This is a genomic window from Hymenobacter crusticola (genome assembly GCF_002154225.1).
GTDB classification, from domain to species: Bacteria; Bacteroidota; Bacteroidia; order Cytophagales; family Hymenobacteraceae; genus Hymenobacter; species Hymenobacter crusticola.
Genome location: NZ_MTSE01000011.1, coordinates 36,777 through 51,958 on the forward strand (window position 1 = coordinate 36,777; position 15,182 = coordinate 51,958).

The 15,182-nt window shown below is 59.0% G+C and carries 11 protein-coding genes; 9 read left to right on the plus strand and 2 right to left on the minus strand.

What is annotated here, in order from left to right:
* Positions 1-51: 51 nt before the first annotated feature.
* From BXP70_RS18635 to BXP70_RS18665, 7 genes are all read left to right on the plus strand, one after another.
* Positions 52-1,452, plus strand: a complete 1,401-nt coding sequence (locus BXP70_RS18635) for a RagB/SusD family nutrient uptake outer membrane protein (RefSeq protein WP_086595630.1) — start codon at positions 52-54, stop codon at positions 1,450-1,452.
* 117 nt (positions 1,453-1,569) lie between these two features.
* Positions 1,570-3,063 (plus strand): DoxX family protein, encoded by a 1,494-nt coding sequence (locus tag BXP70_RS18640; RefSeq protein WP_245849680.1) that lies wholly within the window; start codon positions 1,570-1,572, stop codon positions 3,061-3,063.
* A gap of 283 nt (positions 3,064-3,346) precedes the next feature.
* On the plus strand, positions 3,347-5,041 hold the full coding sequence (locus tag BXP70_RS18645; RefSeq protein WP_245849681.1) for a hypothetical protein: 1,695 nt from the start codon (positions 3,347-3,349) through the stop codon (positions 5,039-5,041).
* Between the two features lie 201 nt (positions 5,042-5,242).
* Positions 5,243-6,694 carry a phytoene desaturase family protein gene (locus BXP70_RS18650; protein WP_086595631.1) on the plus strand — a complete coding sequence of 484 codons (1,452 nt, stop codon included), beginning with the start codon at positions 5,243-5,245 and terminating at the stop codon, positions 6,692-6,694.
* Positions 6,695-6,721: 27 nt separating this feature from the next.
* Positions 6,722-7,999: a YeiH family protein gene (locus tag BXP70_RS18655; RefSeq protein ID WP_086595632.1), complete on the plus strand. Its 1,278-nt coding sequence runs from the start codon at positions 6,722-6,724 to the stop codon at positions 7,997-7,999.
* 170 nt (positions 8,000-8,169) lie between these two features.
* Positions 8,170-9,273 carry a serine hydrolase domain-containing protein gene (locus tag BXP70_RS18660; RefSeq protein ID WP_086595633.1) on the plus strand — a complete coding sequence of 368 codons (1,104 nt, stop codon included), beginning with the start codon at positions 8,170-8,172 and terminating at the stop codon, positions 9,271-9,273.
* Between the two features lie 429 nt (positions 9,274-9,702).
* The gene (locus BXP70_RS18665) at positions 9,703-10,737 is read left to right on the plus strand and encodes an aldo/keto reductase (RefSeq protein WP_086595634.1); all 1,035 of its coding nucleotides are present in this window, start codon (positions 9,703-9,705) and stop codon (positions 10,735-10,737) included.
* An 89-nt stretch (positions 10,738-10,826) separates the two neighbouring features.
* Here BXP70_RS18665 and BXP70_RS18670 read toward each other — a convergent pair whose 3' ends face one another.
* Complete coding sequence (locus BXP70_RS18670; protein ID WP_086595635.1) at positions 10,827-12,059, minus strand: cysteine desulfurase-like protein; 1,233 nt, start codon at positions 12,057-12,059, stop codon at positions 10,827-10,829.
* A gap of 382 nt (positions 12,060-12,441) precedes the next feature.
* Between BXP70_RS18670 and BXP70_RS18675 the strand changes: the two genes are divergently transcribed.
* A complete protein-coding gene (locus BXP70_RS18675; RefSeq protein WP_086595636.1) occupies positions 12,442-13,800 on the plus strand; it encodes a sigma-54-dependent transcriptional regulator in 1,359 nt (452 codons plus the stop codon).
* 18 nt (positions 13,801-13,818) lie between these two features.
* Here the strand turns inward: BXP70_RS18675 and BXP70_RS18680 are convergent, their stop codons facing one another.
* Positions 13,819-14,115, minus strand: coding sequence for a hypothetical protein (locus tag BXP70_RS18680; protein ID WP_086595637.1), 297 nt, complete (start codon positions 14,113-14,115; stop codon positions 13,819-13,821).
* Positions 14,116-14,845: 730 nt separating this feature from the next.
* Between BXP70_RS18680 and BXP70_RS18685 the strand changes: the two genes are divergently transcribed.
* Positions 14,846-15,181, plus strand: a complete 336-nt coding sequence (locus BXP70_RS18685) for a DUF7674 family protein (protein WP_143436574.1) — start codon at positions 14,846-14,848, stop codon at positions 15,179-15,181.
* Position 15,182: the final 1 nt, after the last annotated feature.

A 15,182-nucleotide genomic window follows, 5' to 3' on the forward strand; every position in this document is an offset into this window, starting at 1 on the left:
ATTTAATATACAAAACGCAACACTCAGTCACTCAGCTACTCAGTCACTCCTATGTCTCTCACTTACCTAAAAATAGCCTCGCTTTTTTCCACCGTCGCCTTGGTTTTGAGCCTGAGTGCGTGCGAGCAGTTCTTGGACGTGGCACCCCGCGAATCCATTGCCGACGACCAGACGATTGTGGACCAGAAATCGGCTAGCACGGCGCTCAATGGCGTGTACAGCGCGTTGGCGAGCGGCGGCTACTACGGCACTAGCTTTCAATCGATTGGCTACCTAGGTGGCGGCGATATTCAGTGGACCGGCACCCAGTCGCAGGTGCAGGAGTTTGTCACCCACAACGTGCGCGGCGACAACTCGACGATCAGCACCGTGTGGTCGGCGATTTACGTGACCATCAACCGGGCGAACCACGTCATTGCCAACGTGCCCAAAGTAACCGACCCGCTGCTGACGGATGCACTGCGCAATCAGTACCTCGGCGAAGCGTATTTCATCCGGGCCCTGGCCTACTTCGACCTAGCTCGCACCTTCGGCGGGGTGCCGATTATCACGCAGCCCACGCTCACGGCCACTTCCAACCAAGGCATTCCGCGTGCTACCCAGGCCGAAATCTACGCTCAGGCGCTCAGCGACTTAGACACCGCCGAGCCGCTGTTGCCCAACCCCACCACCGTGCAAACCAATGACCGCTACCGCGCTACCCGCAAAGCCGCGTGGGCGCTGAAAGCTAGGTTGTATCTGTACCAAAGCAACTGGGCCGCGGCCGAAGACTACGCCACCCGCCTCATCAGCGACAACACCAACTACCAGTTGGTAGCGCCTTTCAACGCATGGTTCGCCAATAATGCCCGCGGCACCCGCGAGTCGGTGTTTGAGCTTTTCTACAACGGCACCACGGAGGTAAACGGGCACCGCGGGCAATGGCAGCCTACGGCCAACGGCGGCACCCGGCAATGGGCCCCAAACAATGAGTTGGTGAGCCTGCTGACTACGGCGCCCAACAATACCCTGAACGGTCGTAACACGCTCATCGCCAGTGCAAACCCTACTACGTGGTACGGCAACCTCTACTACCGCAGCCCCGGCTCCGACCCTAGCTACATCTTCCGCATCGCCGAGCTGTACCTGATTCGGGCGGAAGCGCGGGCCCAGCAAAACAAGCTTTCCGGTGCGCTGGCCGACTTGAACGCTGTGCGAGCCCGCGCTGGCCTAGCTGCCAGCACCGCCACTTCGCAGAGCGACATTCTGCTGGCCATTGAAAACGAACGCCGCCTAGAGTTTGCCCTGGAACCGCACCGCTGGTTCGACCTAGCCCGCACGGGCCGCGCCACCACCGTCTTCAAAGACCCACTGAACAACACGGCCGCCCTGCCCTCCTTCCGCCTGCTGCTCCCCATTCCGATCAGCCAGATCCAAGTCGATGCCGCGCTGACGCAAAACGCTGGGTACTAACGTAGCGCGGACGCTGTAGTCCGCGCCTGGCTCGTTCACGGCGCGGACTACAGCGTCCGCGCTACAGCATATCTGCTCCAAATACGATCCATCCACCACCTTTCTAAGCCAGCCGCCATGCTTCTTCCTGATAATGACGCACTCGTGAATGCATTGCGCCAGCTCCAGCACGACGGGCCTGGCTTTCCTTCCACTCATTCTTTCGAACCCATGAGCACCACTTTGTCTTTCCAAACCACGCCGGTGCAGGAGCGTTCAGCGGCGCCGACAGCCCCCACGCCGACGCATACGCCCGATCGGTGGTCTAGCTTCGAGAAAGGGCTGTTCCGCTTCGCTTTCCTGTACTTCTTCCTGCAAATCGTGCCACTCGACTGGAAGTATTACCGCGACGTGGTCAGCAATTGGGCGGGCTTCTCCTTCGGCGACATTTTTCGGCTGGCGCACTACTCGCCCCGCTTCTTCGACGGGCCCGATTCCTTTGTCAACTGGGCCATCCTTGCCGGTATTGCTGCCGTTGGGGCGGCCGTGTGGGGCCTGCGCGACCAAACCCGCACAAACTACGACACCTTATACTATTGGCTGCGGGTGCTGGCGCGCTACCGCTTGGCGGCGGGGCTGCTGGCCTACGGTTTCCTGAAGTTCTTCCCGATGCAGTCGCCGCTGCCCTCGCTCAGCCACCTGAACACGCGCTACGGCGACCTCAGCGACTGGAAAATCTTCTCCTTGAGCCTAGGTATTGTGCCTTCGTACGAGTCGTTTTTGGGGCTGGTAGAGATTCTGGGGGCCTTGCTGCTGCTCAACCGGCGCACGGCGAGCGTCGGGGCGTTTATCGTGCTGTCGTTTTTGGGCAACGTGTTCCTCTCGAACCTAGCCTACGAGGGCGGCGAGTACGTGTACAGCTTCTACCTGATTACCCTAGGTTTGCTGGTGCTCTGGTACGACCTGCGCCGCCTCAACAACCTGCTCACCCTGGAGCAACCTACCCAACCGAACCGCTTCCGCCTGGTGCTGCCCGCGGGGTGGCCGCGCACGGCTAAGCTGGCACTGAAGGCGGCATTCGTGCTCTTCTTCGTAGGAATCTATGGCGCCAAAACTTACGCGGCGTATCACGCGGGGCCTTACCACTACCCCACCGCGGCGGGCTTGCCAAATGCTGCCGGCCTCTACAACGTGCGCGAATTTCGCCTGAACGGCCAAGTGCATCCCTACTCCGCCACCGACCCGGTGCGCTGGCAAGATGTGGTGTTTGAAAAATGGGCCACGTTAAGCATTCGTTCCAACCGCCCCGTCGTGCTCGACCAAGGCAACACGGAAGCCATCCACCCCGACGACCTAGCCCGCAACTACGAGTTTGCCGGCGCCGCCGGCCGCCACTACTACGGCTACACGCTCAGCGCCGATGGCCAGACGCTCAACCTTCAAAACCGCAACCATCTGGAAGGCCCCGATAAGCTAACGCTGCGCCTCACCCGCCCAGATGCCAGCACCATCGTGCTCAGCGGCACCGATGCGCAAGGCCAAAATCTGTACGTGGTACTCGAAAAGCGCAACAAGAAATACCTGCTCGAAGAAGCCAGCAAAACCGGCCGCGGCGCGGGCCTGAAGCTGTGATGCACTGATAAAAAGAACGTCATGCTTCATCTGGCGTCCGCTGGTCGAAGCATCTCTCCCGCCTCGTTGAACGAAGCTAGGTCAATGTAGAGACGCGACACTTCGCGTCTCCTCGTTGAACGATTCACCCCGAACGACCTAGGTAAACAACATCAGCAACGAGGAGACGCAAAGTGTTGCGTCTCTACATCGGGCAACGAAGCGGGAGAGATACTTCGACCAGCGGACGCCAGATGAAGCATGACCCGATAGTAATAGCAAATCTGATTAGACTCTTCTCCTCATGGCTCCTACTTCCCTCACTGCGCCGCTGCCAACTACCGCGGCACCTGCCACTGACGCCTCGGTGCGCCGTCCTTGGAAGCCGTACCAGCGCATCCTGTTCCGCATTGCCTTTCCGTTTTTCGTGCTGATGTCCCTCCCCAGTGACTTCGGGTGGTACAAGAATCTGTTCACGATTGACTGGCTGCACGGACACTACCGCGACGTGTACGACATTGCCCGCTTCTCGCCCACGTTCTTCCTGCCGGGCGGCGCGGAGGGTGGCGCCCCGGCCCTGCTCGGCTACGATAAGTGGTTTGTGGCCCTAGGTATTGCGCTGGTTATCGGGATAATCTGGACGCTGGTTGACCGCAAGCGCGAGGAGTACGAGGTGCTGTACTACTGGCTGCGCGTGATTGTACGCTTCCGGGCCGGTATCGGCATCATCGGGTTTGGCTTCACGAAGGTGTTCCCGACGCAGATGCCGTATCCTTCTATCGGCTTGCTCAACAGCGACTTTGGCGACATGACGGCCCAGAAAATCTTCTGGCTCCAGATCGGAATTGTGCCATGGTACCAGGTGTTTACGGGGCTGGTGGAGACGCTGGCCGGCGTGCTGCTGTTCTTCCGCCGCACGACCTTCCTAGGAGCAGCCTTGCTGCTTGGTGCCCTCGGGGACATTGTGTTCGTCAACTTCGCTTACGATGGCGGCGTGCACGTTTACAGTTCCTACTTCGTGCTGCTGGCGGCATTTCTGATGATTCAGGACATTCCGAATTTGTATAATCTGCTCATCAAAGAGCAGTACACGGTGCCGCATCACTATTACCCTAGGTTCCGCGAGGCGTGGCTGCGCTACACCAGGCTAGGTCTGAAAACCGCAACCATCGGCATTTTCCTGGTGTACCTGACCTACCTTGAATACGAGAACTTCACCTACGACCCTTACAAGCAGCCCGCCCAAAAAGGCGTCGCGGCCTTGCGCGGCCTCTACAACGTAACTGAATTTCGCCTCAACGGCCAGACCATCCCCTACTCACCCCTCGACAGTGTGCGGTGGCAGCAGGCCACGTTTGAGAAGTGGACTACGCTGACCTACAAGGTAAACCGTCCCCTGAAGCTCGACCTCTCAAACGGCGGCGGCTCGCCCATGCGCGACATCAATCGCACCTTCGAAACGACAGGCCTGGCCGGTGGGCAGCGCGTATTTTATTACGATGCCGACACCATCGACCACACGCTGTATCTGCAAAGTAAAATCCGCACCGGCAACGACCGGCGTGGTCGGCGCAACCGAGATGAAGCTGTTGCCCAGAAGCGCGTGCCGAAAGGCAGCAGCATTGCCGCCGCCCACACCAACGGCTACGGCGGCGACTTTGGCGGCAGCTACCTAGGTGGCAACGACGCCGAGCGCCAAGCGAAATACCAAGCCTCCCTGGCCGAGTGGATCAGCCCCACGGCCCTCGCCCACATCGGCGACGAAACCGCCAAAATCAACCCCAGCGCCTATAGCACGCGCCGCGTGCGCGGCGTCAAGGCCGAGCAGCGCCCCGAAAAGCGCGACCATATGATCCTCACCTATCAGGCCACCGACGACGGCAAGCACGTCGTTTTGCGCGGCCTTAATGAGAAAAAAGACTCGCTCTACGTAGTCCTCGACCGAGTTGACCGTAAGTACACCTTATCGGAGTCGACGTTGTCGGCCGGGCAGTACTAGCGTGCACCGGTCCGACGCCCTAGGCGTCCGACTGGTATCGTTGAACGAACTTCGGGCTGATGTTGCGGCTGCCTTGTTTATAGGACGCGAACATTCGCAACGACAACCGGTCGGACGCCTAGGGCGTCGGACCGGGACGTTCAACTCTCTCACTTACAAGCGCTGCGCTGAAAATCAGCCGCGGAGCTTCTTCATCACTCCATGGATAATTTTGATTATGATGCCGTTGTCGTTGGTTCGGGGCCGAATGGGCTGGCCGCTGCCATTGTGTTGCAGCAAGCCGGCTTGTCGGTGTTGCTAATTGAAGGCAAGAAGGACCTAGGGGGCGGCCTGCGCACGGCCGAGCTGACGCTGCCGGGCTTTCACCACGACATTTGCTCCGCCATTCACCCGCTGGCGGCGGCTTCGCCTTACTTCCAAACGCTGCCGCTTGCGCAGTATGGCTTGGAATATATTACGCCGCCCGTTGCGGCGGCGCACCCGTTTGATGACGGCACAGCGGCTACCGTGCTTAATTCGTTGGCCGAAACCGCCCGCCGCCTAGGTCCGGATGAGCAAGCGTACCGCGACTTAATGGAGCCGCTGGTCGCTAATTGGCCAAGCATTGCCAACGACGTGCTGGCGCCGCTCCACATTCCGAAGCACCCCATCAACATGGCGCAGTTTGGCTTATCGGCCCTGCTGCCGGCGACTACGCTCACCAACCGCTTCAAGACCAAAGAAGCCAAGGGCCTGTTCGCGGGCATGGCGGCCCACTCCATTCAGCCGCTCGAAAATATCACCACGTCGGCCATCGGCTTGGTGCTACTGACGGCGGCGCACCGCAAAGGCTGGCCACTGCCAAAAGGCGGCTCCCAGCGCATTGCCGATGCGCTGGTGGCGCACTTCGTAGCCCTAGGTGGCAAGGTGGAAACGGGTACGTTCGTCCGCTCGTTGGCGCAACTGCCGAAAGCCCGCGCCGTGTTGCTCGACGTGACGCCGGCCCAACTGCTTCAGATTGCGGGGCATAGCCTTTCCACCATTTACCAGTGGCAGCTGCGGCGCTACCGCTACGGCATGGGCGTGTATAAGGTCGATTGGGCCTTGGATGGGCCGATTCCGTTCACGGCGCCCGAGTGCCACCAAGCCGGCACGGTGCATCTGGGTAACACGCTGGCCGAAATTGCCACCAGCGAGAAAGTCGCCGCCAGCGGTCAGCACCCTAGCAAGCCCTTTGTGCTGCTGGCCCAGCAAAGCCTCTTCGACGACACCCGCGCGCCCGCCGGCAAGCACACGGCCTGGGCCTATTGCCACGTCCCGAACGGCTCCCGCGTCAACATGACCGATATTATCGAGCGGCAAGTGGAGCGCTTCGCCCCCGGGTTCCGCGAGCGGATCATCGGCCGCCACACCTTCGACACGGCCCAAATCGAGGAGCACAACCCCAACTACGTGGGCGGCGACATCAACGGCGGCTTGCTCAATGCGACCCAGCTGTACACGCGGCCGGCGTTGCGGGCGTCACCGTATCGCACCTCAAAGTCAGGGCTTTACATTTGCTCTTCGGCCACGCCGCCCGGTGGCGGCGTGCACGGCATGTGCGGCTACCACGCCGCCAATCGCGCGCTGAAGGACGTGTTTAACCTCAAAGCCCCGCCGCTTTACCAAGACTAGCTTTCCCATCTTACTATTCTTTCCTCTATGTCCACCACTGTTTCCCCCGTTCTCACCCGCAGAGCCTTTACCCTCCACGAAGATTGGGTGGTCGTCGTCCTCGGCGGGCTGCTCATTGGGCTTTCGCTGCTAGGTTTGCCGTTTGCGGTGCCCGTGTTCAACTGGAACAGCACGGCCGAGCTTACCGGCAAAGTTTTCAGCGCCGCCAACCTACAACTCATTCTGACGCAGTTCGTTTACCTGGCCGCCGTCGCTGGCATTGGGGCGCGGCTTACGGGTAAGTCGGTGCGCAACTTCGCCCTGGGTTTTCCGCTGGTGTATCTGCTCACGCTACTGGCCCTGATTGTGGCTGGTAGTCCGCAGGCGCGTGGGCTAGGGTTGGAAGCAGTTATTTTCAGCTTGTTGGCGGGCTTAATCGTCAGCAACGTATTCGGGTTGCCCGATTGGCTGCGGGCCACGCTCACTACGGAGCTATTTGTGAAGATCGGGCTGGTGCTGCTGGGCACCAGCGTCATTTTCGGTGACATTCTCAAGGCCGGTTCACTCGGGCTGGTGCAGGCGCTGGTGGTGGTGCTGTCGGTGTGGTACTTCGCCTTCTGGACGTGCCGCAAGCTAAAAGTCGACGACGAGCTAACCATGATGATTGCCAGCGGCGTATCCATCTGCGGTGTGTCGGCGGCCATTGCCACGGCGGGCGCCATCAAAGGCGACCCCAAGAAGCTCTCTTACGTCATTTCGCTCGTACTCATCACAGCCATCCCGATGATGATTTTTATGCCCTACGCGGCGCACTGGCTCGGTTTGTCGCAGGAAGTAACCGGCGCCTGGCTCGGCGGTAGCATCGACACGACCGGCGCCGTAGTAGCCTCGGGCACGCTGGTGGGCGAAACCGCCTTGAAAATCAGCACTATCGTGAAATTCTCCCAAAACGTGCTGCTTGGCCTAGCTGCCTTCGCCATCTCGCTGTACTGGACGTACACCAACCACCCAAACGCCGCCGAGCCCGAAGGCAAGCCGACCCTCGGTGTGATTTGGGAGCGGTTTCCGAAGTTCGTGCTGGGCTTCATTGCCGCCTCGCTGCTGTTCTCCTTCTTCCTAGCCCCCGAAACAACGGACGGCCTGAAAGCTGGTTTGAAGAGCGCACAAGGTTGGTGGTTTGCCCTGGCTTTCACCAGCATCGGCCTGGAAACCAACTTCAACGACCTGTTCAAGCAGGAAAACAAGAAGCCGCTCTACGCTTTCCTGATCGCTCAAACCTTCAATATTTTCGTGACCCTAGGTATTGCCTATCTGCTGTTTCGGTAGAAAAAACCCCGGTTCAAGCAGCTCGAATTCTGTAGTCCGGGCGACCCGTTTACTTCTACAAACAAAAGCCTCGGCGCACGCTGAGGCTTTTGTTTTGGGTATCTCTCTGTTCAGCCAACGGACCAGGTGCGTTTTGCATCTAGCTTGCATCACCTACTGATCCGTTTTTCATGAAAGCTTTTTTACTCTTATTCCTTTGGACCACGGCGCTGGTTGGGGCGGCTCAATCCCCGCATCGGGCGGCGCCTGGTGACAAGGCCACAAAGCAAGCACAACTAGAGGCGTTGCTGAAACAAGAAAAAGTGCCCGGCATGCAGCTGGTTTACAGTCAGAAAGCCACTGCCACTGTCTACAACCTAGGTTTGCGCAAAAGCGGTAGTGCTGAAGCTGTTGAGGCGGGCACCACGTTTCAAGCGGCCTCGCTCGGCAAAGTGGTTTTGGCTTACCTCACGCTGCGCTTGTGCGACCAAGGCGTACTGAAGCTGGATACGCCGCTGCTGACGTACTACGCGTATCCGCGGCTGCAACAGGAGCCACGCGCCGCCAACATCACGGCGCGCATGGTGCTGGCGCACACTACCGGCTTGCCCAACTGGGCGGAAAACCCTTTGAGTGCTAGTTGGAGCACCACGCCTTTGCACTTGCGCTACGCGCCCGATAGCTGCTGGAATTACTCCGGCGAGGCCTATGTATTTCTGCAAAAAACGCTGGAGCATCTGACCGGAAAACCCTTCAACACGTTGGCGCAGCAGGAAGTATTTGCCCCCTTGCAGATGGCGCACAGCAGCTTCGTCTGGCGCGATGCTTTTACCACTAATGCCTCTTTCGGCCATGATGCCGCGGGCAAACCCACCCAGCAGCTGCACTTTACCGCGCCCTACGGGGCTTTCACCTTGCTCTCCACGGCCAGCGACTACAACCGTTTTTTGCAAGCCGTACTAACGGGCAAAGGCCTAGCTCCTGCCACAGCTAAGCTCCTGCTTACGCCAGCCAACCCGGCCAACCGCTGCCGCGTGCCCCCTACTTCTACCGATGCCGCTATTGCGTGGGCTTACGGGGTTGGCCTAGCTACTACTAGCCACGGCCCGGCCATTTGGCAGTGGGGCGACAACGGCGACTTTCAGGGCTTTTTCATGGCCTTCCCCGGCAAGCAGGAAAGTATTGTTTTCCTGACCAACAGCGCTAATGGCTTGAAAATGACGGATAAAATCTTGCAGCTTTTTCTAGGTTCGGGCCAGTATCAAACGATGCAGTGGCTAGCCGAGGATAGGTAGCGTACTGCTTACATACGCTCGACAGGTTGGTGCTTGCTAGGCTAGGTTCGTGGGGCCCTTTCGGATAATCGAAGGTGTTTAGCAAAGCTGAATAATCTGCTTTGGCCGTCCTGCTGAGCCTGTCGAAGTTACCGCTTCGCCTACCGATTGTAGAGACGCAACACTTTGCGTCTCCTCGTTGCGGCTGTTGTTTACCTAGGTCGCTCCAGGTAGATCGTTCAAGGAGGAGACGCGAAGTGTCGCGTCTCTACATCGTTTCGGCTTCAGCAGCGAAGCTTGGCTTGCGCCTTCCTTCGGTTCGACCAGCTCAGTAGGACGTTCTTTTTTGGCTTTTGACTACTTTCTAAGCAGCGCCGTAAGCACCTCGACCATAACCAGACCACCGATTGTCCGGTTATGGCTAGGTTCTCCTTCCAACCAAAACAACTTATGGAATACAGACAGCTAGGGGCCTCGGGCCTGTACGTGCCCGTCTTGAGCTTCGGCACCGCGACTTTCGGCGGAGGCAACGAGTTCTTCAAAGCCTGGGGCAGCACCGACGTGGCGGAAGCACGCCGCCTGATCGACATTTGCCTGGAAGCGGGCGTCAATTTCTTCGACACGGCCAACGTGTACTCGAACGGCATGGCCGAGGAAATCTTCGCTCAGGCGCTCGGCGACCGGCGCCAACAGGTTCTGATTGGCACCAAGGCCACCTTCTCGATGGGCGAAGGCCCGAACGACTTTGGCTCTTCGCGCCTGCACTTGGTGAAAGCTTGCGAGGATAGTTTGAAGCGCCTAGGCACCGATTACATCGACGTGTATTACATGCACGGCTTCGACTCGCGCACCCCCGTGCAGGAGACGCTGCGCGCGCTGGATGACCTCGTGCAGAGCGGCAAAGTACGCTACATCGCCTGCTCCAATTTCTCGGGCTGGCACCTGATGAAGTCGCTGTCGGTGTCGGAGAAGTACGGGTGGTCGCGCTACATCGGCAACCAGGTGTATTACTCCCTCATCAACCGCGAATACGAGTGGGAACTGATGCCGCTAGGGCTGGATCAGGGCGTGGGTGCCATTGTGTGGTCGCCGCTGGCAAGTGGGCGCCTCAGTGGCAAAGTACGTCGTGGTCAGCCGATTCCGGAGAGCAGCCGCTTGCAGCAAGGCGGCGGCCAGGGCCCCGACGTACCCGATGAGTTGCAATTCGCCATCGTGGACGTGCTGGACGAGCTAGCCGGAGAAACCGGCAAAACCGTCGCTCAGGTTGCCCTCAACTGGCTCTTGCAGCGCCCGACGATTACCAGTGTTATTTTCGGGGCTCGCAACGAAGAGCAGCTGCGCCAGAACCTAGGCTCCGTGGGCTGGAACCTGACGCCCGAGCAAGTAACCCGCCTGGACAAGGTCAGCGACACGCCGCCGGTTTACCCTTACTGGCACCAGCGCCAGCGCCCAGAGCTTAACCCGCCACCCGTGCAGATTTTCTAGGGTCACAGCTAAGCTATAAAAGACCGTCATGCTTGGCTCGCGCCTTCCTTCGGTTCGGCAAGCTCAGCATGACGGTCTTTTCATATAGTTCAGTAGCTTCTTTTTATAAAAGCCAGCAGTGCAGTTTTGAACAGCTCGATTTCCTGATCGGTATTATACGGAGCTAGGCCCAGCCGAATCCAGCCGCCTTGCGCCATGATACCTAGCTTTTCTGCCAGCGTGGAAGCGTAGAAGTGGCCGTCGGCGATGTTCATGTTGTAGTTCTCGAAAAACCAGGCGCAGACCTCCCGCGAGTTGACGCCTTCCAGCGTGAAGGCAACGGTAGGTGTTTTACGCGTGCCGGCCGGGGCTCGGTACAGGCGCACGTGCGGCAGCGTTTGCAAGAAGGCTTCGAGCTCCTGCGCCTGCCGTTGTTCCTGTTCTTCAACGGTTTGCATAGCCGTGCGCAGTCGCTCTTGGCGGGTGTTGCCTTCACCTAGGCTCTCGATGAACGCCAAAGCACCGAGCAAGCCGGCAATGCCTTCGTGGTTCTGCGTACCGGTTTCGAGCTTATCGGGAATGTAGGTGGGCGCCGGTGCCAGCTTATACACAGGCAATTTTTCAAACAGCCCCGCCGACACCACCGCAATACCTAGGTGCGGGCCGAAAAACTTGTACGCCGAGCAAAACAGCACATCAGCACCTAGCTTCTGAAAATCAATAGGATAGTGCGGCGTGGCGTGCACGGCATCCAGTACCATCAACGCGCCCACGGCTTTTGCGCGTTGAATGATCTGCTCTACCGGCGGCACCGTCCCCACTACGTTCGACGACATCGTGACGGCCACCAGCTTGGTTTTGGCCGTAATCAGCTCGTCGAGGTGGTCGAGTTCTAGGGTGTAGGTTTCGGGGTTCACGGGGATGAACTTCACCACGGCGCCGCGGTCTTGGGCGAGCGTCACCCAGGGGTCCACGTTGGCGCGGTGGTCGAGCTCCGTCACCACGATTTCGTCGCCGGCTTGGATGAAAGAACCTAGGCTGCGCGCAATGGTGAAGGCCAGCGAGGTCATGTTTTGCCCGAAGGCCACTTCCTGCGGTTGGCAATTCAGAAAATCGGCCATGCCGCGGCGGCCGGCTTCCAATAACTCGTCGGTGGCGCGGCTAGTCGCGAACGTGCCGTGCAAGTTCGCCATGCCGCCGGTGATGTAGCCGAGCAAACCGTCGATGGTTTGCTGCGCCATTTGGGTGCCGCCGGGGCCATCGAAAAAGATAAACGGTTTATGGTCAGCGCGTTCTTGTAAAGCAGGAAAGCAAGCCCGAATGGACTCAGAAGAAAAAGGCATGAGGGGATTCAGATTACAGTAAGATTGCCAAACAAATAAACGTCATATCGACCAGCGGGAGACATCTCGCGTGCTGTTGTTGTAAAGCTAAACCGAGCCATTGAAGTTAGCACTGCCTGCGAGAGGTCTCCCGCTGGTCGATATGATTACCGTTGAGATAGTTGGTGAACGAGGTAGAGACGCAACAATTTGCGTCTTGTCGCATCAGCGGCTGGTTTTCCATGCTGAATACCTGTAGCGCGGACTTTGTAGTCCGCGCTTGTCGGTCTGCTCCTCCAACTGTAGCGTTTACGTTCATTACCCGTACTCGCGGACTACAAAGTCCGCGCTACACGCATTCCGCCGTACTTTGCGGCCGGTTTTTCCACCAACCATTCTCCCCATGCCTACCGGCACCCTGCTGCTCATCGACGATGAGCCTAGCTTACGCCAACTGCTGAGCCAAATTTTAGAGCTTGAAGGCTACACCGTGCTCCAAGCGGCCACCGCCTACCGCGGCCTAGAGCTTTTGCAGGAACACGTCGATGAAATCCTCGTCATTCTCTCCGACGTGAAGCTGCCCGACGGCAACGGCCTAGCCTTACTGCCTCGTTATCAGGAAAAAGCGCCCTTGGCCGAGGTTATCTTGATGACGGCCTACGGCACCATCCCCGACGTGGTGCAGGCCATGAAGCAAGGCGCCTTCGACTACTTGACCAAAGGCGACTCCGACCGCCAGCTCGTGGCCGTGGTGAGTCGCGCCGTCGATAAAGCGCAGCTCAAGCGTCGCGTAGCCGAGCTGGAAAAGCGCGTGGCCCTGCCCTACACCTTCGACGCCATGGTTGGGCACTCGACGGCGCTCAATCAAGCCAAAAGCCTAGCGCAACGCGTGGCGCAAACCGATAGCACCGTGCTGCTGGAAGGCCCGACGGGCAGCGGCAAGGAGCTGTTTGCCCAGGCCATCCACGAGGCTAGTCCGCGCCGTACGAAGCCGTTTGTGGCCGTCAATTGCAGCGCGTTTCCGAAGGATTTGCTTGAGTCGGAGCTATTTGGCTACAAGAAAGGCGCGTTTACGGGTGCCCTCACTGATAAGAAAGGCTTGCTGGAAGAAGCTAACACGGGCACGCTGTTTCTGGACGAAATCGGGGAATTGCCGCTAGAGCTTCAGGCCAAGCTACTGCGGGTGCTGGAAACGCAGCAATTCACCAAAATTGGCGCGACCAAACCTAGCTCCGCCGACGTGCGCATTGTGGCCGCCACCAACCGCAACCTGCGCCAGGAAGCCGACGCAGGCCACTTCCGCCCCGATTTATACTACCGCCTGGCCGTGTTCACGGTGGCCGTGCCGCCGCTCAATGCCCGCCGCGAAGATATTGAGCCGCTGGCCAACCACTTTCTGCGCCTCTACGCCGCCAAGCTCCGCAAGCGTCTGCGCGGCATGGACGCTGATTTTCTGCGTCACCTCACCCACTACAATTGGCGCGGCAACGTGCGCGAGCTCAAAAACGTGCTAGAGCGCGCCGTCATCCTAGCCGACGGCGACGTGCTGACGCCCGAGTACCTGCCCGCCGAGTTCGACCAGCCCCAACCGTCCGCCGAGGCTCCTAGCCTGGTCGACGACGAGCGCACGCTACGGAGCGCAGAGAAAAGTCACATTCGTCGCATCCTGCTCGAAACGCACGGCAACAAAACCGAAACGGCCCGCATCCTAGGTATTGCCCTGACGACCCTGTACCGCAAGCTGCAAGAGTACGAGCTCTAATTACTTGGCTACCAGAACCTAGGTCGACAAATCACCATTGAACTCACCGTGCGCTTCCCACAAGTCGAAAGCAGCAACCGACAAGTGGGTTCGCATAAACTCGCGCATCAAGTAGCCGCGCCACTCCAAACAGTGGCGCTGAAACGCGCGCCGCGTGCACGCAATAGCAAACCCATCTGCCACCATTTGCTCGCGCTCAACCATCGGCAATGCCTGTAGCCAATCTCGAAAATCGATTTCGGTGCAGCTAATTCGTTGGAGCTGTTGGTAGTACGCTCGCGCAGCGTGCGTTATTTCGGCAAGTAGATCAGGCATAGGTGGCGTGATGAGGCTTTGGGTTCGTGGAAATAGTAGGTGAGCTAGCCTCACGCAGTATCTCCCCGCCATTTAGGTGCCACTGCCCTCTCCAGTGGATTTCCGCCCTGTAAGCGCCACTTGCCCCGGCACCCCGCCTTTCATTTTGCTAGGGTGGGCCGATGGCCAGTAAAATCAAGGAACATCAGTAGAGAACGTCATGTCGACCAGCGGGAGACATCTCGCGTGCTGCCGGTGCAGTGGTAGCAGTTGCTAGGTCTGCTCGTCTTGCTCGGTCTTGCTCGGTCTTGCTCGGCCGGATTTGTAATCCGGCTGTTAGGAGCTGGGGATTTGTAATCCCCGCCCGCAAAGCGGGCAGTTGCGCCTGCACGAAAACACCTAGCGGCGCGGCCGGGCGGATTGCAAATCCGCAGCTCCGAACGACCGGATTATAAATCCGGCCGAGCAAGGCCTATACCTAGCAATATTACCAGCAGCCGAAGCTAAAATCTCATTTAGAGCTATGCAAAAGCGTAGAGCACCTGTAGCGAAACGACAGGGGGCATCACGCTTTTTGGCGACCTTACGGCCGCATCCTTTTACGATTATTATCTCATTAACAACTATTTACAAACAGAAGAATCAAGTATCCAGCGCCTGGCACCTGCCTTGACAACTTTCTGGCACATGCAGTTGCTTGCTTGGCAGCAACCGCGCAGTCAGTCTGTTTCACTGTCCTTTTTTGCTGGCTATGATGGCTTCCTCTCAACTTTCAGCGCTGCTGGTGCAGCACATTCCGGCCCTCGAACATGAGCTGCCGGGCTGCAACCAGCCCGCCGCCCTCCCCGACCTGCTGGCGGCCTTTGCGGCCTACACGCGCCACGTGGCCCTTACCGGGCGCCTGCCGCAACTACGCGCCTGCCTGGTGCTGGCCAATCAGCTGCTGCAACTCAACGACCCGGCCCTGACGGCGGCCGTTCTGCACGGCTACCTGCCCGCGCTGCACCTAGCCGAACTCCCCCAAGATCCGCAGTTGCTGGAGCAGTTCATGCCCCGCCCGTTGTCGCAGGCTTGCGCCCGCCGCTAGG